Annotated in this window: 20 protein-coding genes; 11 read left to right on the plus strand and 9 right to left on the minus strand. The window is 45.4% G+C overall.

The genetic code is table 11. The features are described 5' to 3' along the window. A partial coding sequence (gene coaA / locus BCU12_RS18750; protein ID WP_102405774.1) for a type I pantothenate kinase occupies nt 1-627 on the plus strand: 627 nt, incomplete at its 5' end. Between the two features lie 109 nt (nt 628-736). On the opposite strand, the gene BCU12_RS18755 is transcribed toward coaA, so the two are convergent. After that, nucleotides 737-1,162: a DUF805 domain-containing protein gene (locus tag BCU12_RS18755; RefSeq protein WP_102405775.1), complete on the minus strand. Its 426-nt coding sequence runs from the start codon at nt 1,160-1,162 to the stop codon at nt 737-739. Nucleotides 1,163-1,217: 55 nt separating this feature from the next. After that, a complete protein-coding gene (locus BCU12_RS18760) occupies nt 1,218-1,568 on the minus strand; it encodes a 5-carboxymethyl-2-hydroxymuconate Delta-isomerase (RefSeq protein ID WP_102405776.1) in 351 nt (116 codons plus the stop codon). Nucleotides 1,569-1,824: 256 nt separating this feature from the next. Here BCU12_RS18760 and tpiA point away from each other — a divergent pair, with 256 nt between their 5' ends. After that, nucleotides 1,825-2,595: a triose-phosphate isomerase gene (gene tpiA, locus BCU12_RS18765; protein WP_102405777.1), complete on the plus strand. Its 771-nt coding sequence runs from the start codon at nt 1,825-1,827 to the stop codon at nt 2,593-2,595. A gap of 152 nt (nt 2,596-2,747) precedes the next feature. Beyond that, entirely contained in the window at nt 2,748-4,082 is a 1,335-nt protein-coding gene (locus BCU12_RS18770; RefSeq protein WP_102405778.1) for an MATE family efflux transporter, read from the plus strand. Between the two features lie 177 nt (nt 4,083-4,259). Here BCU12_RS18770 and rraA read toward each other — a convergent pair whose 3' ends face one another. The 3 genes from rraA to efp form a co-directional block, all read right to left on the minus strand. Continuing rightward, nucleotides 4,260-4,778 (minus strand): ribonuclease E activity regulator RraA, encoded by a 519-nt coding sequence (gene rraA, locus BCU12_RS18775; RefSeq protein ID WP_102405779.1) that lies wholly within the window; start codon nt 4,776-4,778, stop codon nt 4,260-4,262. 74 nt (nt 4,779-4,852) lie between these two features. Next, nucleotides 4,853-5,770 (minus strand): 1,4-dihydroxy-2-naphthoate polyprenyltransferase, encoded by a 918-nt coding sequence (locus tag BCU12_RS18780; RefSeq protein ID WP_102405809.1) that lies wholly within the window; start codon nt 5,768-5,770, stop codon nt 4,853-4,855. Nucleotides 5,771-5,892: 122 nt separating this feature from the next. Next, a complete protein-coding gene (gene efp, locus BCU12_RS18785) occupies nt 5,893-6,459 on the minus strand; it encodes an elongation factor P (RefSeq protein ID WP_102405780.1) in 567 nt (188 codons plus the stop codon). Between the two features lie 32 nt (nt 6,460-6,491). Here efp and epmB point away from each other — a divergent pair, with 32 nt between their 5' ends. Together epmB and BCU12_RS18795 are read left to right on the plus strand one after the other, a co-directional pair. Beyond that, nucleotides 6,492-7,514: an EF-P beta-lysylation protein EpmB gene (epmB, locus tag BCU12_RS18790; protein ID WP_102405781.1), complete on the plus strand. Its 1,023-nt coding sequence runs from the start codon at nt 6,492-6,494 to the stop codon at nt 7,512-7,514. Between the two features lie 224 nt (nt 7,515-7,738). After that, nucleotides 7,739-9,061, plus strand: coding sequence for an anaerobic C4-dicarboxylate transporter (locus BCU12_RS18795; RefSeq protein WP_102405782.1), 1,323 nt, complete (start codon nt 7,739-7,741; stop codon nt 9,059-9,061). A 109-nt stretch (nt 9,062-9,170) separates the two neighbouring features. Here the strand turns inward: BCU12_RS18795 and pfkA are convergent, their stop codons facing one another. From pfkA to BCU12_RS18810, 3 genes are all read right to left on the minus strand, one after another. Continuing rightward, on the minus strand, nt 9,171-10,133 hold the full coding sequence (gene pfkA, locus BCU12_RS18800) for a 6-phosphofructokinase (protein ID WP_102405783.1): 963 nt from the start codon (nt 10,131-10,133) through the stop codon (nt 9,171-9,173). Nucleotides 10,134-10,430: 297 nt separating this feature from the next. Further along, complete coding sequence (fieF, locus tag BCU12_RS18805; protein WP_102405784.1) at nt 10,431-11,339, minus strand: CDF family cation-efflux transporter FieF; 909 nt, start codon at nt 11,337-11,339, stop codon at nt 10,431-10,433. Between the two features lie 112 nt (nt 11,340-11,451). Then, complete coding sequence (locus BCU12_RS18810; protein ID WP_102405810.1) at nt 11,452-11,955, minus strand: CpxP family protein; 504 nt, start codon at nt 11,953-11,955, stop codon at nt 11,452-11,454. 205 nt (nt 11,956-12,160) lie between these two features. On the opposite strand from BCU12_RS18810, the gene BCU12_RS18815 reads away from it, so the two are divergent. The 4 genes from BCU12_RS18815 (at nt 12,161) to BCU12_RS18830 (ending at nt 15,508) form a co-directional block, all read left to right on the plus strand. Next, nucleotides 12,161-12,847: a response regulator gene (locus BCU12_RS18815; protein ID WP_102405785.1), complete on the plus strand. Its 687-nt coding sequence runs from the start codon at nt 12,161-12,163 to the stop codon at nt 12,845-12,847. After that, on the plus strand, nt 12,847-14,247 hold the full coding sequence (gene cpxA / locus BCU12_RS18820; protein ID WP_102405786.1) for an envelope stress sensor histidine kinase CpxA: 1,401 nt from the start codon (nt 12,847-12,849) through the stop codon (nt 14,245-14,247). The genes BCU12_RS18815 and cpxA overlap by 1 nt, the downstream gene beginning before the upstream one ends. Before the next feature lie 73 nt (nt 14,248-14,320). Beyond that, complete coding sequence (locus tag BCU12_RS18825) at nt 14,321-14,938, plus strand: superoxide dismutase (protein ID WP_102405787.1); 618 nt, start codon at nt 14,321-14,323, stop codon at nt 14,936-14,938. A 90-nt stretch (nt 14,939-15,028) separates the two neighbouring features. Further along, nucleotides 15,029-15,508 (plus strand): tRNA (cytidine(34)-2'-O)-methyltransferase, encoded by a 480-nt coding sequence (locus BCU12_RS18830; protein WP_102405788.1) that lies wholly within the window; start codon nt 15,029-15,031, stop codon nt 15,506-15,508. A 104-nt stretch (nt 15,509-15,612) separates the two neighbouring features. Here the strand turns inward: BCU12_RS18830 and BCU12_RS18835 are convergent, their stop codons facing one another. Next, nucleotides 15,613-16,128, minus strand: a complete 516-nt coding sequence (locus tag BCU12_RS18835) for an FxsA family protein (protein ID WP_102405789.1) — start codon at nt 16,126-16,128, stop codon at nt 15,613-15,615. A 338-nt stretch (nt 16,129-16,466) separates the two neighbouring features. Between BCU12_RS18835 and aspA the strand changes: the two genes are divergently transcribed. Both aspA and BCU12_RS18845 read left to right on the plus strand, forming a co-directional pair. Continuing rightward, on the plus strand, nt 16,467-17,918 hold the full coding sequence (aspA, locus tag BCU12_RS18840) for an aspartate ammonia-lyase (RefSeq protein WP_102405790.1): 1,452 nt from the start codon (nt 16,467-16,469) through the stop codon (nt 17,916-17,918). A 133-nt stretch (nt 17,919-18,051) separates the two neighbouring features. Continuing rightward, on the plus strand, nt 18,052-19,359 hold the full coding sequence (locus tag BCU12_RS18845) for an anaerobic C4-dicarboxylate transporter (protein ID WP_102405791.1): 1,308 nt from the start codon (nt 18,052-18,054) through the stop codon (nt 19,357-19,359). Nucleotides 19,360-19,452: the final 93 nt, after the last annotated feature.

The raw sequence follows: 19,452 nt of genomic DNA on the forward strand, positions 1-19,452 counted from the left end.
ATTCGTACTCTCTTATCTCGATGGGAAAACCACCCTAAGGTCGACTTGGTGACGACTGATGGCTTTTTGTTTTCTAAAAGTGAATTAGATAAGCGCGGTATTATGCACCGGAAAGGGTTTCCTGAATCTTATGACACCAAGCGCCTAGTTAATTTCTTGACTGACGTAAAAGCAGGAAAAGGGAATGTTGAAGTGCCGGTTTATTCGCACATCACTTACGACATTACCGACGAAGTAAAAAAGATTGATAAACCAGACGTGATCATTATTGAAGGGTTAAACGTGCTGCAAAGTGGGTTAGATTACCCAAATAAGCCAGCCAGCACCTTCATTTCTGATTTCTTAGATTTCTCTATCTATGTCGATGCGGAAAGTGATGTGATAGAAAAATGGTATGTAGAGCGTTTCTTGGAGTTTCGCCAAGGGGCATTTATGAAGCCGGGCTCCTATTTCAGCCATTACACCTTGTTAAGTGAATCAGAAGCGGTCGATAAAGCCAAAAACATCTGGCAGTCCATCAATGGGCAAAACCTTGCTGAAAATATCCTGCCGACAAAAGATCGCGCTCAGTTGATTCTCAAAAAAGGGCAAGACCACGCTGTTGAAAAGGTCATGCTACGTAAATAATCTGTCTCTTAATGAAAACGAGTATTGAGGTGCAAATTCAGTATTCAAAAGATCGGCAACATAGTTTCAATCATATTGCCGAACAATCAAAGAAGTCTGACCAAATACGCTACTTTAGCTCCGCTCCATATTGGTTCGTTTTCTCTTCACCTTTCATAAAACCACACTCTACCAGAATCCAAGCACCGCAAATTAATGCTGCAATGGACGTCACCATTTCAAGCGCACTGGTTTGTGCGACCGCACTTGGATCGCCCATTGGCACCGCCATACGACCAAATACGAGGGGCACATTGAGTAATAGCCACCAACTCGACTTCCCTCGATCATGCCATCGCTTAGCGGTGATCGCTAAATCTGGAACAAGCACCAATAATAGGAAAACAGGTAAGATGATGTGAGCCATCGCGGGAAACAAGACGTTGGAGCCCGTGGCAAAGCCCATAATCGCCGCGTAGTAGATTACGTTCCAAACCCAATAGGTCTTCCTACCGACTCTTCCTTCAAATGAAAATAATAGTGGTTTTAACTGCATTTAACTTACCCTAAAAAAACAAACAAAAATTTCTAACTATGAACAGTATTATAAATCAACCATTTAAGGTTTTTTGAAAACACGAACGATCCATGTCTCGAATGTTAACGGTTAGACTTCGTACTTGGCTAGCTTGCTCTTGCAGCACGGTCATCAATTGACGAGATAATTCTCTTTTCTGCTCTTCTGTCCGCCCGTCTAGCAATTCGAAACCAACATGAATAAAGTCAACACTGTCACCTTGCTCACCCACTAACCAATGATGGCAACGCAGTGCCCTCGATTTAACTGAATCAGGATCAAACAAGCTGCTTTTTAGGGCGACATCATGTAAATCTTCCAAAAGCCCTTGTACGTTTACGCGCTGATCGATCGAGTTTGAATATTCCATAACGAGGTTTGGCATTGCTTTTCCTTTTTGACTTTAGATCTACTGTCAGTATTTATCGAAGCGAATTCTCAACACTAATACCAAGTAACGAAGCAAATGCCGAGACAATCACTGCTATTCTGTTTGCTGGATCACTTCGAAGAGCGGCACGATCGAATAATGTCATGACCCTAATCACTAACTGATGTGATTAATCTATTGTATTATTGCGCGAACGCGTTTATTTTTTATATCGAATAATTTTAAACCTCAAAATATTGGAGATTTACCTATGCGTCATCCTGTAGTTATGGGCAACTGGAAGCTTAACGGCAGCAAAGAAATGGTTACAGACCTATTAAACGGTCTAAACAAGGAACTTGAAGGCGTGACTGGCGTTGATGTAGCAGTGGCTCCACCTGCACTTTACATCGACCTAACTGAGCGCACTCTGACTGATGCTGGTAGCGCAATCATTCTTGGTGCTCAAAACAGTGATGTAAACAACAAAGGTGCTTTCACAGGCGACATGTCTCCAGAGATGCTAAAAGAATTTGGTGCATCTCACATCATCATCGGTCACTCAGAGCGTCGTCAGTACCACAACGAATCTGACGAATTCATCGCTCAAAAATTCGCATTCCTAAAAGAAAATGGCCTAACGCCTGTTTTCTGTATCGGTGAATCTGAAGCTCAAAACGAAGCTGGTGAAACTGAAGCAGTATGTGCTCGTCAAATCGACGCAGTGATCAATACTTCTGGTGTTGAAGCTCTTGAAGGCGCGATCATCGCTTACGAACCAATCTGGGCTATCGGTACTGGTAAAGCAGCAACAGCTGAAGATGCACAGCGCATCCACGCTTCTATCCGTGCACACATCGCTAAGAAGTCTGCAGACGTAGCAAGCAAAGTTGTCATCCAATACGGCGGTTCTGTTAAACCAGAAAACGCAGCATCTTACTTCGCTCAGCCAGACATCGACGGTGCTCTAGTTGGCGGCGCTGCGCTTGACGCAGTAGGCTTTGCAGCTATCGCTAAGGCAGCAGCAGAAGCGAAAGCATAATTAGATTTCTTATCTAGTTAGACAATAAGGCCAGCGATTGCTGGCCTTATTAGTATCTGCGATAAGCCAACGCACGCGAAGATAACGGGCGATGCTAGTGCCTCATTCAATATTCTTGTATCCTAGCGTTTTGATATTTCAGCGTATGGACGATGCACGATAAACACGGCTTATTAACAGCGCCAATTTCCACTGTGCTACGTCAGATGGCTATCCCAATGACCTTTGGTATGGTTGCCATTTTAATGTTCAATGTGGTCGATACCTTTTTCATTTCTCTTCTTGGCACTCAAGCCCTTGCCGCAATCAGTTTTACTTTTCCTGTTACCTTTGCAATAAACTGCATCACCATGGGCATCGGTATTGGGATCTCCACCAGTTTGGCCCGGTTACTCGGTCAAGGTCAGGCCAAACAGGCCGCCTACTTTTCAACGCACGGATTGATACTCGCTTTATTGCTTGTCTCAATCGCATCATTGATTGGTTTACTCACGATTGAACCGCTTTTTACCTTACTCGGTGCAGAGACTCACCTACTCCCATTGATTAATCAATACATGGCTGTTTGGTATTTTTCGATACCACTTCTGGTGATACCTATGGCGGGAAACAGTGCTATCCGTGCAACGGGCGATACTAAAACCCCAGCAAAAATCATGATGCTGGCAGGGCTGATAAATGGCGTTCTCGATCCCCTGTTGATCTTTGGCCTTGGCCCTTTCCCTGAATTAGGAATACAAGGTGCGGCAATCTCTAGCGCCTTAAGTTGGTTTGGTGCCTTAGTTTGCTCACTCTATATACTCATCAAGCGTGAAAAGTTACTCGCCTTTCCAAAAATCTCGAACCTGTTGGAAGATTGGCGACAAATATTGAGAATTGGCACCCCTGCCGCTCTGTCTAATGCGATGATTCCATTTTCAGGCGCGATTCTGATGATGCTACTCGCTTCACATGGCACGGTAGCGGTGGCAGCATTTGGCGCCGCCCAACGAGTCGAGTCCTTGCTAATTCTGGTTCTCATGGCGCTTACCTCGGCTTTAACACCTTTTATGGCGCAGAACCTTGGGGCTAAAAATCCAGGGCGAAGTTTTTCAGCCTTGTTTGTGAGTATGCGTTTTGCGATTGTGTTCCAACTGATCATATTCATTATGATGGTGCCGCTAAGCATGCCTATTGCTCGTCTTTTTTCTCAAGAGCAGCAGGTTCAAGACTTGTTATGGCATTATTTGTTGGTGGTGCCTTTCAGTTATGGTTTTCAGGGTGTAACCATGATGTTAATTGCAGGGTTGAATGCACTTCACAAACCCGTACTCGCCTTTCAATGGGGTGTGATTAGGTTATTTCTTTTGACCTTACCTATCGCTTGGATCGGTAACTGGTTTTATGGCGTCGAGGGGCTGTTCTTTGGTATCGCCATAGGGAATATTTTAAGTGGTGTATTGAGCTATCTTTATGCGCTTAGACTGCGCCGTGTACATTGTATCTAAGAGAAACGTTAAGCTGGGCGACACTTTTTCAACTATTGATTCCCCCCTTTCATGCACTTAAAGCTATTTCTCTATGCCAAAGAACATAAAAAGCCGACGCTCTATTCGAGCATCGGCTTTTTGAATTTCTTCTTAAATAGTATTTTAGTGGCGAAAGTCTTAACCAGATATTTCTATCTATTCCGCAATCGCCTCTTCGTCATCAATCTCAAGCTCTATATCTAACGGCTCTTGAGAGATGATAATGCCTGTATTATCAGCATAAAGGAAATCTTCAGGCATGAAGGTCACGCTGCCAAAGTTAACCGCGACATCAATTTCACCAATATCATTAGCGACCGCGCCAACAGGAATCGATGCTAATGCCTGAATACCAATGCTCATGTCTTCGAGTTCATCAACTTCTCGAACACAGCCATAAACAACAATACCTTCCCACTCATTTTCTTCCGCTAATGCCGCTAATTCAGCATCAATCAGTGCGCGGCGTAAGGACCCACCACCGTCAATGAGTAATACTCGACCAACTCCGTCTTGCTCAAGACAATCACGAATTAACCCGTTGTCTTCAAAACATTTAATCGTTGTCACTTGTCCAGCAAACGAAGCACTGCCACCAAAATTGCTAAAAAGTGGCTCAACGACGTCAACCTGATCTAAGTAAATATCGCAAAGAGCTGAAGTATTGTATTCCATAGTATTTTTCCATACTGATAGTCATCTCTATCGAGTATATCGGCTCAATAAGTCATTGCAATGATAAGGCGCAATTAACTGATTAGAGTTTGAGCAATGACAATGCCCGTAAACAGTAGATTGGTAAGCAAAGCACACTTAACCACAATCGGCATCATAGGTGCAATTTGAGCGGGTTGTGTCGCCTTCCACACCGCTTGCCCATGTTTAAAAACAATCACTAAACTGAATAGGAAGGGAAGTGTCAGCCAAAGAGGCGCAGGCTGAAGCAGTAGATAGCTTGCAAACATCACTAGGGCGCTCACTAAGAGCAACGTATGATATTGCTTTGACTTTAGCTGACCCAAGCGCACAGCTACCGTTTTCTTGCCACATGCCTGATCGTTTTCGATATCACGCATATTATTCACATTCAGCACCGCTACCGCAAAAAGGCCACAACCCATTGCAGGTAAAACCAAAGCGCTGTCTACGTACCCAGTATGTAGGAAGAACGTGCCAGCAACCCCTAATAACCCGAAAAAGATGAATACAGAGATATCACCAAGGCCGACATACCCGTATGGCTTATTTCCTACCGTATACGCAATCGCAGCGACAATCGCGAGTACGCCTAGCCCAATAAAAGCGATAATACTTTGCACACTATCAAGAGCATAAAAAACCAAACAAAGACCAGAGGCCATGGTGAGAGCAATGTTGATCACCATCGCTTGCTTCATTGTTTTTAACGACACAGCACCAGACTGAATGGCACGAACTGGGCCAAGCCGTTCATCATTATCGGTGCCCTTGACCGCATCACCATAATCGTTCGCCAGATTAGATAGAATCTGCAATAACGTAGCCGTGACGAATGCTAGGACAGAAATTGCGAGAGAAAAATGCCCTATCGAGTACGCCAAAACGCTACCAGTAAGAATAGAAACTAACGCCAGCGGAAGAGTTTTGGGCCTAGCGGCATCTAACCAAATTTGGAATGATTGCTTCATTGTATTATTCATTTACGCTCATTATTTTCAGATTGTGTCACAACCACTTCTATCAAGCAAAAACTAAAAAAGGCCACCGAAGTGACCTTTATTTCATCAAATTTGAATTCAAATTGATGCGATTATTTTACACGACCAACGTATTCCGCAGTACGAGTATCAACCTTGATCACTTCACCAATAGAAATGAATAGTGGTACACGAACCACAGCGCCTGTTGCTAGCGTCGCTGGTTTACCGCCAGTACCTTGTGTATCACCTTTAAGGCCAGGATCCGTTTCAGTCACTTCAATCTCAACAAAGTTTGGTGGCGTAACAACGATAGGGTTACCATTCCAAAGCGTGATCATACAAGTGTCGTTTTCGACTAGCCATTTAGCGTTATCACCAACGGCTTTAGCTTCTGCTGCAATTTGCTCGAAAGACTCGCTGTTCATAAAGTGGTAGAATTCACCATCGTTGTACAGGTAATCTAGATCGATATCCATTACGTCAGCAACTTCTACCGACTCACCTGACTTAAAGGTTTTCTCTAGTACTTTACCTGAAAGCAATTTACGGATTTTGACGCGGTTGAACGCTTGACCTTTGCCCGGTTTCACTAACTCATTTTCGAGAATGACACACGGCTCGCTATCAAGCATAAGTTTGAGACCGCCTTTAAATTCATTCGTGCTAACAGTAGCCATTTTTTCCTCTTACCATTTTCGAGTTTAATTTAATGCCGCACATCATAACCCGAATTGCCCCATCTGTTGAGCAAAACTGGCTCAAACAGCTAGCGAATGCGATCTCAGACCCTGTAAAACTGCTTGAGACGTTGAATATCGATGCGTCAGAGTGGGAGTCCGGCTTCAAAGCGAAAACGTTATTTGCACAACGAGTTCCCCTAAGTTTTGTCAATCGAATGGAAAAAGGCAATCCGCATGATCCCCTGCTCAGGCAAGTATTGCCTTTAAGCGAAGAGTTTGAAGTTCAAGACGGCTATTCGGCCGACCCTCTTGGCGAACAAAACAACCAAGTGCCTGGGTTGCTGCACAAGTATAAGAATCGAGCGCTTTTCATCGTTAAGGGTGGCTGCGCAATTAATTGCCGATACTGCTTCCGAAGACATTTTCCATATAATGAGAATAAGGGCAGCAAATCCGTTTGGCAGCAGGGGCTTGATTACCTTAAAGCGCATCCAGAAATTAATGAGGTTATCTTATCGGGCGGTGATCCGCTCATGGCCAAGGATCATGAGCTTGAATGGCTCATCAACGCCGTCGCTGATATCCAACACATCAAGCGCTTGAGAATCCACTCTCGATTACCCGTTGTGATCCCCGCTCGCGTAACGGATGAGCTGCAGCAGCTACTTTCAGAGACTCGTTTACAGGTCATCTTTGTCACGCACATCAATCACGCGAATGAAATTGATGATGAGCTGACGAATGCCATCACGAAACTCAAGTCAGCCAATGTCACGATGCTCAATCAAGGCGTCCTGCTAAAAGGGATCAACGACAGTGTCTCAGCGCAAACGAAACTCAGTGAAGCACTCTTTACTGCAGGCATTCTGCCCTACTACCTGCATGTTTTGGACAAGGTTCAAGGCGCGGCACATTTCTATATATCAGATGACGAAGCCAAAGCAATCATGGCGGGGTTAGTTGAACAAGTGTCAGGCTATCTGGTACCCACCTTAACTCGAGAGATCGCGGGGCAAAAAAGTAAAACGCCGCTCGATCTTCATCTTGAATAATCTTATGTTTCAATAACTTTAAGGGCACTACCCCCTAGTGGAATAGTGTGACTTGTACATAGAATCTCTTCAATTTCGCTTCTTGCAGCACGTTTTTTTGATGAAAAACAATGAAAGCTTCGATCATGAAATATGCGATTCAACTACGCATATTGGCTCACATCGGAATCTACTACTTTTGTATAGGATACGAGCTTACATAATTAATGGATTGAGGTAGATACATGTTCTATATACACATGCTGCTGTTACTGTCGGTCATTTTCATCGGTATTCGCCATGGGGGCATCGCATTTGGTTTGCTTGGGGGGCTAGGGGTTTCAATACTGGCCTTTGTTTTCGGAATCACCCCAGGTACACCGCCAATCAGCGTAATGCTCATCATCCTTGCCGTTGTTGCGGCTTCGGCTACCTTAGAGGCGACTGGTGGTTTAAAGCTCTTAGTCAAATTTGCAGAAAAGCTGCTTCGTAAGCACCCGAACCAAATCGTATTCTTAGGGCCACTGTGTACTTACTCTCTCACCGTGTTAGTGGGCACTGGCCACTCAGTCTATCCTCTACTTCCTGTCATCTACGATGTGGCTTACAAGAAAGGCATTCGCCCAGAGCGCCCAATGGCTATGGCCACGGTTGCCTCTCAGATGGGGATTACAGCCAGCCCAATCGCAGCAGCTGCGGCCGTTGTTATGGCAACTGCCGCTGACAACAACCTCGACATCAGCTTGGTCAATGTTCTCATGGTGACGATTCCAGCAACACTCATTGGCTTGCTAGCCGGTTGTACATGGAGCCTGAAACGCGGTAAAGACCTAGAAGCTGACCAAGACTTTATTGAGCGTTGTAAAGATCCAGAGTTCAAAGCTCAACTCATTGATCTCACCGAAGAGACCTCTGACGATCACAATGGTGACGCTCAAGCCAAAAAAGGACTAGGAATTTTCTTGGCAGGTATCGCAACAGTGATCTTTGTGGCGATGTTTGGTAAAGACTTAGCGTTACTGCCCGATGGCGTAAACATGTCGGTGGCCATTCAGTTCTTAATGCTGTCTGTCGGTGCGGTGATATTGCTCACGACTAAAGTTGATCCTAAAAAGATCGTTCACAGTAATGTGTTTATTGCGGGTATGACGGCGGTCATCATCATCTTCGGTATCGCCTGGATGAGTGACACTATCATTGGTCACCACAAGCCGTACCTTATTAGCCTAGTGAGTGATTTAGTGGCCGCGCATCCATGGACATTTGCAATCGCCATGTTTGTGGTTTCTGTCTTTTTGAAGAGCCAAGCGGCGGTTCTGACCATTATGCTGCCACTTGGGTTTGCCATGGGCATACCAGCGCCGGTATTGATTGGTGTGCTTCCGGCTTGTTATGCGTATTTCTTCTTTCCATTCTATCCAAGCGATCTTGCTGCGATCACATTTGACCGCTCAGGGACCACTCAGATTGGTAAGTACGTACTGAACCACAGCTTCTTAATTCCTGGTTTCATCGGCGTCGTAACCGCCACGATCGTCGGCTATCTCATCTCGATGGCCATAAACTGATGATTGACTGACGTAAATACTAGATACAAAAAAATCCAGTTGGTTTCCCAACTGGATTTTTTTAACAATGAGCAAAAGCCTATTACAGGTAAGCCTTTAACCAATCATTTTAGAACAACTCTTCTGCAACCTTGAACAGATCGTTACGAACTGGACGTTTCAGATTCTCAATGGCATCGATGATGTCATGGTGAACAAGCTCTTCTTTTTGAATACCCACACAGCGACCACCGTGACCTTCCATAAGAAGATGAACCGCGTAGTTACCCATGCGTGATGCCAATACACGGTCAAACGCTGTCGGGCGACCACCACGTTGGATGTGGCCAAGTACCGTTGCACGCGTCTCACGACCCGTTGCGTCTTCAATTGACTTAGCCAGCTCGTTCGCGTCCATCATTAGCTCAGTTAGCGCAATAATTGCGTGCTTCTTACCCTTAGCAATGCCATCTTGAATGTTAGCAATCAACTGATCTTTATCGAGACCCGTTTCTGGAGTAATGATGTACTCACACCCACCCGCAATCGCAGACATAAGGGTTAAATCACCACAGTGACGACCCATGATCTCAACAATAGAGATACGTTGGTGAGAAGAAGAAGTATCACGTAGACGGTCAATGGCATCAATAACCGTGTTCAGTGCCGTCAAGTAACCGATGGTGTAATCTGTACCCGCAATGTCGTTATCGATCGTACCTGGTAGGCCAACACATGGGTAACCCATTTCAGTCAGCTTCTTAGCACCCATGTAAGAACCATCACCACCCACAACAACCAATGCTTCGATGCCGTGTTTCTTAAGGTTTTCGATACCTTTTTGGCGAACTTCTACATTTTTAAACTCAGGAAAACGCGCTGAACCTAAGAACGTACCACCACGGTTGATAACATCAGATACACTAGAACGATCAAGCTTTTCAATGCGATCTTCAACAAGGCCTTGGTAGCCATCGTAAATACCGTAAACTTCAATACCCGCCGATAACGCAGTACGTACCACGCCTCGAACCGCTGCGTTCATACCAGGTGCGTCTCCGCCACTTGTTAAAACACCGATCTTCTTAATCATGCTCACCCTCGAATTTTGTAATTAAACTAAAATTTAGTACCAGCAGCCAAAGTGTGCCACCAGTGAAATCCTTTCAATGCTATGCCGTATGTTACCTTTACAATAAAGGAATACTACCTTTTATTTGCCAGGCTCTACGTCACTAAAACAGTTATGCCGTAGTATTACTTTTATCAGAATACACTTCGTTGATTCATGTCAGAATCATGCTCTTTCTTTTATAGCTCAAAAGATATCGAATCGCCTGTCATTTGTCTTGCTGTTTTGATTAATATTCTATGACCAATGGCGCTATCGCTACCAATCCTCTTCTAGCTGAGACTTCTCACCATTTAAAACCACCGAGTATGGGTCTTGGTGAATCAATACATCCGCGCCTGGGAACTCACTCATTAATCGGGCTTCAACATTGTCTGAGATACGGTGCGCTTCAATCAGCACGATATTGTCATCAAGCTCCAAGTGAAGTTGAATAAATCGAGTAGGCCCCGCCATTCTTGTTCTCAACTGGTGAACACCAAGTACACCCTCTATATCCAAACAAGATTGACGGATCTGCTCGAGTTCTTCATCAGGAAGCTTCCGATCCAGTAAGGTTTGAATGGCCTCTGTCACCATTCTAAAGGCGCTATAAAGGATGTAACCACCAATCGCCACCGCAAACACCGCATCAGCCTGAGTAACACCAAACCAGCTTAAGCCTAAAGCCAACATGATTGCCGCATTCATGTAAAGATCGCTTTGATAGTGCAAGGAATCAGCCGCAATCGCCTGGCTTCCCGTTTTCTCCACAACGTACTTCTGAAAGCGCACTAAACCAAACGTCACGACCATGGCAAACATGCTCACATACACACCCAGCTCTGGTGAGTGAAGTTCATGCGGACGGAAAAAGCGGTCGACACCATTTAGAATAAGGAAACAAGCCGACCCTGAAATAAACATCGCTTGCGCAAGCGCAGCTAAGGATTCGGCCTTACCATGACCAAAAGTATGCTCTTTATCGGCGGGTTGAAGGGCGTAGCGAATGACAATGAGGTTGACCACTGAGGCGGCAATATCGAGTAACGAGTCAATCAATGAAGCAAGTAAGCTGACGGAGCCTGTTGTCCACCAAGCGAACACTTTCACAATGAGCAAAAGGGTCGCAACAGCGGTTGCTGTCCAAGCCGCCATGGTCACTAAACGAGCGTATTCAGGTTTCATATAGCACTAATAACTTAACGAATATGATCTAAGTATAACCTGTCATTGGACAAAAAAATATCAAACAAAAGGCAGCCACATGGGCTGCCCTCTTCATTTATGGAATCAGTCTTTATGACTCTTGCACGCGCTCTTGCATCTTGTCGCTGCACTTTTGCATTTTTTCTTGTTGAAGCTCAACAAACTTTGTCTTTTGCTCGTCAGTCAGAATGCTCAGCATCTGTTGCTGCTTTTCTAATGCATTCACACGACGCTCAGTTTGCTTCTCTACCATCTGTGAAGCCAGTTCAGTCGCTGCTGCTTGGTCGAATGTATCGGCTAACACTAAAGATTGAATCTCTTTCTGATGCGCTTGTTTAGCGGCAAGCTTCTCTGCAAAGTTCTCTTGAGCATTGGCTTTCTTGCTTGCTTTATTCGTTTCACGCAGCTCTGTCATTTGGTCTTTTTGCTCATCCGTCAAATCAAGTTGACGCATAACACCGCGGTCAAACCCACCTGAACATTTACCGTGTCCGCGGTCGTGGTCTGACTTACCACCAAATGCAAAAGCACTGGCTGTTGCAAACGTAAGAGGAATGATTGCCGCTGCTAAAACTAATTTTTTCGTTGTATTCATAATTGTACCCTCAGTAATTTCAAACATTTTTATTGTTAATCACTGCCGTTGCAGCGCATGAGTTTAGAATACGCCGCCACATGTAAACGTGCGTTTAGTAAGCGTAAAGGTTCGTAAAGAGAGAAAATTAAACTCTTCGCTTAGTCATTTTCGAAGTAATATAAAGAAGAGAAATAAGACAGTAATACTACCGAGGCACCTTGTAATGGCACATATCCTACTTATCGATGACGACACAGAACTCACAGGCTTACTCAAAGAAGTATTAAGCTACGAAGGGTTTACCGTCACAGAAACGAATGACGGAGAGTCAGGGCTTGCTGAGGTCAGCGACAAGATAGATCTTATTCTTTTGGATGTGATGATGCCTAAGCTCAACGGTATGGAAACACTTAAGAAGCTGCGCGAAAGCTGGAGCACACCAGTATTGATGCTTACAGCAAAAGGCGAAGAGATTGATCGCGTAATTGGGCTTGAACTCGGGGCTGACGACTACTTACCAAAACCATTCAGTGATAGAGAGTTACTGGCTCGAATGAAGGCCATTCTTCGACGAACCCAAACGCAATCCTCACCCAAAACCGTCGACTGCGTGGAGTACCTTGATATTAAAGTTTACCCAGGCAAACAAGAGGCCTACTGCCAAGAGCAATTGTTGGACCTGACCACCACTGAGTTTGCGTTACTGACCCACTTCATCCAGCACCCAGGTGTCACCTTAACGAAAGAAACCCTAAGCTTAGACGTGTTAGGCAAGCGCCTCGCTGCCTTTGATCGAGCGATTGATATGCATGTTTCTAACCTACGTAAAAAGCTGCCAGATCCAGAATCTGGAAAATCAAGGATCAAAACCCTTAGAGGGCGTGGTTACCTATTGATTGAGGAAGACTAATGCGCTTGCCAAAAATCACCAGCCTATATGGCCGTATCTTCGCCATATTTTGGTTCACCATGCTGCTAGTATTGCTGGCCGTACTCTCATTGCCGCATCTCGATCCTCGGAAAACACGCGACATTCCAGCTGATCACCTCCAAAAACTCATTAAGATCAAGCAGAGCATTGAAGCTCGCCACAAAAACGACACCGACCTTGGGCGAGTGATCTTCAATCTTGAAGATCAAAAGCATATGCCGAGAAATTCAAAGCCTCGTATCTTTATTTCTGATCTCGAAGGCAATGTGTTAACAACAAAGAAACACCACGACTTCAAGATAAGAGCGCTGAAAAACTTCATTACCAGCCTTGATTCTACCGAATCCCCTAAGCAAAAACTTTACGGCCAATACATGGTTGCCGGCCCTTTGCCAATCACATTGGCCCAACGAGATTTGTACCTGTACGTGGGTGTCAGGTGGGATAAACCCTCCCCTTTCTTACTGCGTCTCTTTGATCGACCTTTCCAGCTGCTGTTTGCTGTCATGCTCGTCAGCACCCCATTACTGCTGTGGTTAGCGTGGGCTCTGAGCCAACCTGCACGCAAATTAGAACGGGCGGCAAGACGTGTCGCGAGCGGTGAGTTCATTGTTGATCCACAGCTTGAAAAAGGGACATCTGAATTTCGTCAAGCTGGAGCGAGTTTCAACCAGATGGTGGAAGCGGTGAATAATATGCTCTCTGGCCAGCAACGTTTGCTGTCTGACATTTCTCACGAGCTTCGCTCACCATTAACTCGATTAAGAATGGCAAGCGCACTGGCCACACGAAAGCAAGGAGAGAGCTCAGAGCTGACTCGAATTGATACCGAAGCACAGCGACTCGAGCAAATGATATCCGAACTGTTAGAACTTTCTCGCATGCAAGCGGATAGCCACCTCAACCGAGAGGAGCAACCGCTCAGCAGTTTATGGGAAGAACTGCTGAAGGACGCCCAGTTTGAAGCCGAACAAATCGATAAAAACTTGGTGTACACCGACATTCCACAGCGAACAATATCAGGCAGCCCTAAGCTGCTCATGAGCGCGGTAGAAAACATTACCCGCAACGCCATTTACTACGGTAAAGATCAGGTTCAGGTCACGATGATCGTAAAGGATGACACTTTATTCATTGATGTCGAAGACAACGGCGATGGCGTGCCTGAAAACGAGATTAACGAGATTTTCCGACCATTCTATCGAGTCTCAACAGCGCGAGACCGTAACTCTGGTGGTACAGGGCTCGGGTTAGCCATCACTGAGTCAGCGGTTCGCCAACACAGCGGCACCATCAATGCGAGTCGAAGTCCGCTCGGTGGCCTGAAAGTGTCGATTCAACTGCCTTTACACAACGACGTTTCTCGACAAAGCAAATAACCACACACAATATGCAGTTGATAATGATATTTATTATCATTAAGGTAAATCCTTCTATTAAGGAGGATTTACCATGCGCCACCAATTTCCAGAACTGCCTTACGCCTACGATGCTCTTGAACCTTATATTGATGCCAAGACCATGGAAGTGCACTACAGCAAGCACCACAGGGCTTACTACGACAAGTTTGTTGCGGCGATAAAAGGGACTGAACTCGAATCAACCGCGCTAGAGGATATTTTTAGCTCCATTTCTCAGCACTCACCAGCCGTAAGAAACAACGGCGGGGGCTACTATAACCACATCCTTTATTGGAATTGCATGACCGAAAAAGGCCAAAGTCAACCTTCTGGCGCTGTTGCTGAAGCGATCATTGCCACTTTTGGTAGTTTTGATGCCTTCAAAGAGCAATTCACTCAAGCCGCAATCAATACGTTTGGTTCTGGCTTTGCTTGGCTTATCGTTCAAAACGGTGAACTGAAAATTACATCAACAAGCAATCAAGATAACCCATTGATGGATGCGGTTGCCGATCGCGGCGAGCCAATACTTGCGCTTGATGTCTGGGAACACGCTTACTACATTAGCTATCAGAATAGACGCCCTGACTATATCGATGCGTGGTGGAATGTCGTCGACTGGGACGCCGTCAGCGAGAATTATGCGACAGCAAGAGCCGCAAATTCATAATTCATTGATACCCCATTCCATAATGATACTTGGCGGCACTCAAAAGCCGCCTTATACTCGTTCCAAACTCTCAACAACAGATAATCCAGCATGTTTGATATTGCTCTCTACGAACCAGAAATCGCCCCTAACACGGGAAACATCATTCGACTTTGCGCTAATTGCGGAGCGAACTTACACCTCATAGAGCCACTCGGTTTCGATCTCGAAGAGAAAAAAGTACGACGTGCAGGTTTGGATTATCATGATCTTGCACGCGTAAAACGTCATGCAAACCTCGAAGCCTTTCTTGCTTATTTAGACAATGAACGCGAAGGCGATTTTCGAATTTTTGCCTGTACCACCAAAACAACCGGACATCATGTTGATGCAAAGTTTGCACAGGGTGATGTACTGATGTTTGGCCCAGAGACGCGCGGGCTTCCTGCTGACGTCATCGAGAGTTTGCCAATGGAACAGCGGATCCGTATTCCTATGATGCCAGACGCCCGCAGTTTAAATCTGTCGAATGCCGTTGCGATTATTGCGTTTGAAGCGTGGCGACAAATGGGTTTCGACGGCGCTTTATAAGAGCCGAAGAAGAAGCGTCAATAACAAGAATCGTGAAAAAAGAAACATAAAAAGAAAGGCAGCCCATCGGCTGCCTTTCTTATTCTGCAAAATAAATCAAAGTGTTAGTTCAATTTATCTCTGTCTTGATCGTCTTTCTTCTCGTACTCGCCTTCAAATGTACTGCCACTTGAGTCAGAGTTGAATGGGCCACGATGAAAAGGGTCTTGCTCAAATGGGCTTTGACCAAATTGATGCGCACCAAAACCAGCACCTCCTGCCGATTTGACCACCATTTTACCCATTAGATATTTCGCGATAGCCGCTCGAGGGGCTGGCAATAAAACCAGCATACCAAACGCATCGGTCATAAAGCCCGGTGTTAACAGTAGAACTCCAGACACAGCCAACATCACGCCTTCGAAGATTTGTTGCGCGGGCAGCTCGCCTTGATTTAAACGCCCTTGCACCGACTTTAATGTCTGTAGGCCTTGGCTACGAACCAGTGAGGCACCGACAAAAGCCGTCACTAGAACCAAGCTGATCGTTGGCCAAAGTCCAAGATAGTCACCCACTTGGATGAACAGACCAATCTCTATGATCGGTACAAAAATAAACAGTAATAGTAAGATAGGAAACACACGCACTCCTTTGTTGAATCCAGTGTACGCGTAAACACATCAGGAGCTCAAATGAATCGTGTAAAAAACTGTATCTCTAACGATTCCTACCAATCATTGAAAAGCCAACCACCACATTAATGACTAATAAATCAAGGTTATGAATAACCCTATTTTTATTCGTTGAATAGTTTAAGAATAGTGATCCAGTTACTATTTTTATGTATCAAGTTCAGTATCATGTGCAACAGATGTTAGGAAAGATTTCCTAGCCCACAATTCTGAAGAAGGGATTCTATTACGCAGAGTTGGGGAATATTTTATTAATTTTCCAATAATAATTCTCTAAGGATCCCGTTATGGCTACCCCATCTAATGCTATCGCTACAGCCAATCCAGCCACTCGAATCGAAGAAGATCTTTTAGGTCAACGTCATGTCCCGGCCGATGCTTACTACGGCATCCACACTTTGCGCGCAATAGAGAACTTCAACATCTCGAATTCAACCATCTCTGACGTACCTGAATTTGTACGTGGCATGGTGATGACTAAAAAAGCAGCGGCGCTCGCAAATAGAGAACTCGGCGTGCTACCAAAAGATGTAGCGAACCATATCATTCAAGCCTGTGACCTTATTCTTGAAACCGGCAAGTGCATGGATCAATTCCCATCAGATGTATTCCAAGGTGGTGCGGGCACCTCGGTTAATATGAATACCAACGAAGTAATCGCGAACGTTGCTTTAGAATTAATGGGGAAAGAGAAAGGTCAATACGAATTCATCAACCCCAATGATCATGTAAACAAGAGCCAATCCACCAACTGTGCGTACCCAACAGGCTTTCGTATCTCCGTTTTCAACAGTGTGCGTAAGCTGATCGATGCGATTGAATATCTTAAAGGTGCCTTTGACCTTAAGAGCAAAGAGTTTGAAAACACACTGAAAATGGGTCGTACTCAACTTCAAGATGCGGTGCCAATGACGGTTGGACAAGAATTCCATGCTTGGTCAGTCACACTCAATGAAGAAATTCGAGCACTGCAATTCACCTCTAAATTACTGCTAGAAGTAAACCTTGGCGCGACGGCTATCGGTACCGGTCTAAACGCGGTGGATGGATACCAAGAAGCGGCGGTCAAACACCTTGCAGAAGTGACTGGTCACGACTGTGTACAAGCGGAAGATTTAATTGAAGCGACTTCGGATTGTGGTGCCTATGTGATGGCGCACGGTGCTCTTAAGCGCTTGGCCGTTAAGCTATCCAAGATTTGTAACGACCTTCGTTTACTCTCTTCTGGCCCACGTACTGGTCTTAACGAGCTTAACCTTCCAGAACTGCAAGCTGGCTCATCAATCATGCCTGCAAAAGTAAACCCAGTGGTACCGGAAGTCGTCAACCAAGTGTGCTTTAAAGTATTGGGTAACGACAACACTATCTCGTTTGCGGCGGAAGGCGGACAGCTGCAACTGAACGTGATGGAACCGGTTATCGCTCAAAGTATGTTTGAGTCACTCGACATTTTAACCAATGCCTGCGTGAATCTACGCGACAAATGTATTGACGGCATCACCGTGAACAAAGAAGTGTGTGAAGGTTACGTGTTTAACTCGATTGGTATCGTCACCTACCTTAATCCGTACATTGGCCATCACGAAGGGGACATTGTCGGTAAGATTTGTGCCGAGACCGGTCGCAGCGTAAGAGAAGTCGTACTTGAGCGTGGCTTACTGACAGAAGAGGAGCTCGATGACATTTTCTCAGTTGAAAACCTAATGAGACCTCAGTATAAAGGCAAGCGTTACGAGTAACCTCTGATTTTAGGGTCCCAAATGGGGCCCTTTTTTAGACTCATTGACAATAAATCAAAATTACAAATACGTCTGAGTAACTCATATTAACCATTTATCTTATTTAATTTAACAATAAAAAAGAGGTGATCACATGATCGCAGTTGAACTATTTGTGGTTCTATTCTTTATTTTCATCGGAGCCAGAATTGGTGGCATTGGCATTGGGTTTGCTGGCGGTGCGGGTGTTATCGCGCTGTCTCTCATTCTTGGTGTACCAACGAGCCAGTCGTTTATTCCCGTCGATGTCATCCTCATCATCATGTCTGTCATCACGGCTATTGCAGCAATGCAGGTCGCCGGTGGTATGGACTGGCTGGTGCAGATTGCGGAAAACTTTCTACGAAAGCACCCTGAGCGCATTACCTTTTACGCTCCGATCGTGACTTTCTTCATGACATTAATGGCGGGTACCGGTCACACCGCTTTCTCTACCCTGCCAGTGATTGCAGAGGTGGCGAAAGGTCAAGGTGTTCGCCCTTCTCGCCCGCTATCGATTGCTGTTGTAGCTTCTCAAATTGCCATTACCGCATCGCCAATATCAGCGGCCGTAGTCGCCTTTGCCGCTATGTTGGCACCGTTTGGTGTTGATTACCTCACCCTGTTAGCTATCTGTATTCCAACCACATTCCTAGCGTGTATGGTCGGTGCATTCGTGGCTAACTTCATGGGCTGTGAGCTAAAAGACGATCCTGTCTATCAAGAACGTTTAGAGAAAGGACTTATCAAGCAATCGAGTAGCCAGCAGAGAGAAATCCTGCCAACCGCAAAACGTGCGACCTTTATCTTCCTTGCTGCAATTGGCTTTGTCGTGTGTTACGCCGCGGCTATTTCAGGCTCTGTTGGGCTAATTGAAAACCCAACGCTAGGTCGAAACGAAGCGATCATGACCTTCATGTTAGCCGCCGCTGCCGCTATCGTTCTGTTTACTAAGATTGATGCCTCTAAGATCCCGGCCGCGGCGACATTCCGTTCAGGTATGACAGCCTGTGTGTGTGTACTCGGTGTGGCGTGGTTAGGCTCTACGTTCGTTAATGCTCACGTTGATGGTATTAAAGATGTCGCAGGTGCTTTGCTGTCTGATTACCCATGGATGCTGGCACTGGTTCTATTCTTTGCGTCTATGCTGCTTTACTCTCAGGGTGCAACGACGGTAGCGCTTATGCCTGCTGCATTGGCTATCGGTGTCGCGCCACTTACCGCAGTTGCGTCTTTTGCTGCAGTAAGTGCCCTATTCGTACTGCCAACCTACCCGACACTGCTTGCTGCAGTTGAAATGGATGATACTGGTTCAACTCGCATTGGTAATTACGTGTTCAACCACCCATTCTTCATTCCGGGTGTTGCAACGATTACCACAGCGGTAGCACTGGGCTTTACCTTCGGTAGCCTATTTATCTAATCATGACCGTTCGCTAACGAATCTTTACGGTATGGGTCTGATTATTCAGGCCCTTTTTATTTCAGATGAAACTTATTCGCCCTCAAACCTGTC

Source organism: Vibrio sp. 10N.261.55.A7, from assembly GCF_002877365.1.
In the GTDB taxonomy this organism is placed as follows: Bacteria; Pseudomonadota; Gammaproteobacteria; order Enterobacterales; family Vibrionaceae; genus Vibrio.

Bases quoted from the DNA above. Each gene is read 5' to 3' on its own strand.
- BCU12_RS18780 (WP_102405809.1), bottom strand. From the start codon at position 5,770: ATGAAGCAATCATTCCAAATTTGGTTAGATGCCGCTAGGCCCAAAACT.
- BCU12_RS18770 (WP_102405778.1), top strand. From the start codon at position 2,748: ATGCACGATAAACACGGCTTATTAACAGCGCCAATTTCCACTGTGCTA.
- epmB (WP_102405781.1), top strand. From the start codon at position 6,492: ATGCCGCACATCATAACCCGAATTGCCCCATCTGTTGAGCAAAACTGG.
- pfkA (WP_102405783.1), bottom strand. From the start codon at position 10,133: ATGATTAAGAAGATCGGTGTTTTAACAAGTGGCGGAGACGCACCTGGT.
- aspA (WP_102405790.1), top strand. From the start codon at position 16,467: ATGGCTACCCCATCTAATGCTATCGCTACAGCCAATCCAGCCACTCGA.
- BCU12_RS18760 (WP_102405776.1), bottom strand. From the start codon at position 1,568: ATGCCAAACCTCGTTATGGAATATTCAAACTCGATCGATCAGCGCGTA.
- BCU12_RS18845 (WP_102405791.1), top strand. From the start codon at position 18,052: ATGATCGCAGTTGAACTATTTGTGGTTCTATTCTTTATTTTCATCGGA.
- BCU12_RS18795 (WP_102405782.1), top strand. From the start codon at position 7,739: ATGTTCTATATACACATGCTGCTGTTACTGTCGGTCATTTTCATCGGT.
- efp (WP_102405780.1), bottom strand. From the start codon at position 6,459: ATGGCTACTGTTAGCACGAATGAATTTAAAGGCGGTCTCAAACTTATG.
- cpxA (WP_102405786.1), top strand. From the start codon at position 12,847: ATGCGCTTGCCAAAAATCACCAGCCTATATGGCCGTATCTTCGCCATA.
- BCU12_RS18810 (WP_102405810.1), bottom strand. From the start codon at position 11,955: ATGAATACAACGAAAAAATTAGTTTTAGCAGCGGCAATCATTCCTCTT.
- BCU12_RS18825 (WP_102405787.1), top strand. From the start codon at position 14,321: ATGCGCCACCAATTTCCAGAACTGCCTTACGCCTACGATGCTCTTGAA.
- fieF (WP_102405784.1), bottom strand. From the start codon at position 11,339: ATGAAACCTGAATACGCTCGTTTAGTGACCATGGCGGCTTGGACAGCA.
- BCU12_RS18830 (WP_102405788.1), top strand. From the start codon at position 15,029: ATGTTTGATATTGCTCTCTACGAACCAGAAATCGCCCCTAACACGGGA.
- rraA (WP_102405779.1), bottom strand. From the start codon at position 4,778: ATGGAATACAATACTTCAGCTCTTTGCGATATTTACTTAGATCAGGTT.
- tpiA (WP_102405777.1), top strand. From the start codon at position 1,825: ATGCGTCATCCTGTAGTTATGGGCAACTGGAAGCTTAACGGCAGCAAA.
- BCU12_RS18755 (WP_102405775.1), bottom strand. From the start codon at position 1,162: ATGCAGTTAAAACCACTATTATTTTCATTTGAAGGAAGAGTCGGTAGG.
- BCU12_RS18815 (WP_102405785.1), top strand. From the start codon at position 12,161: ATGGCACATATCCTACTTATCGATGACGACACAGAACTCACAGGCTTA.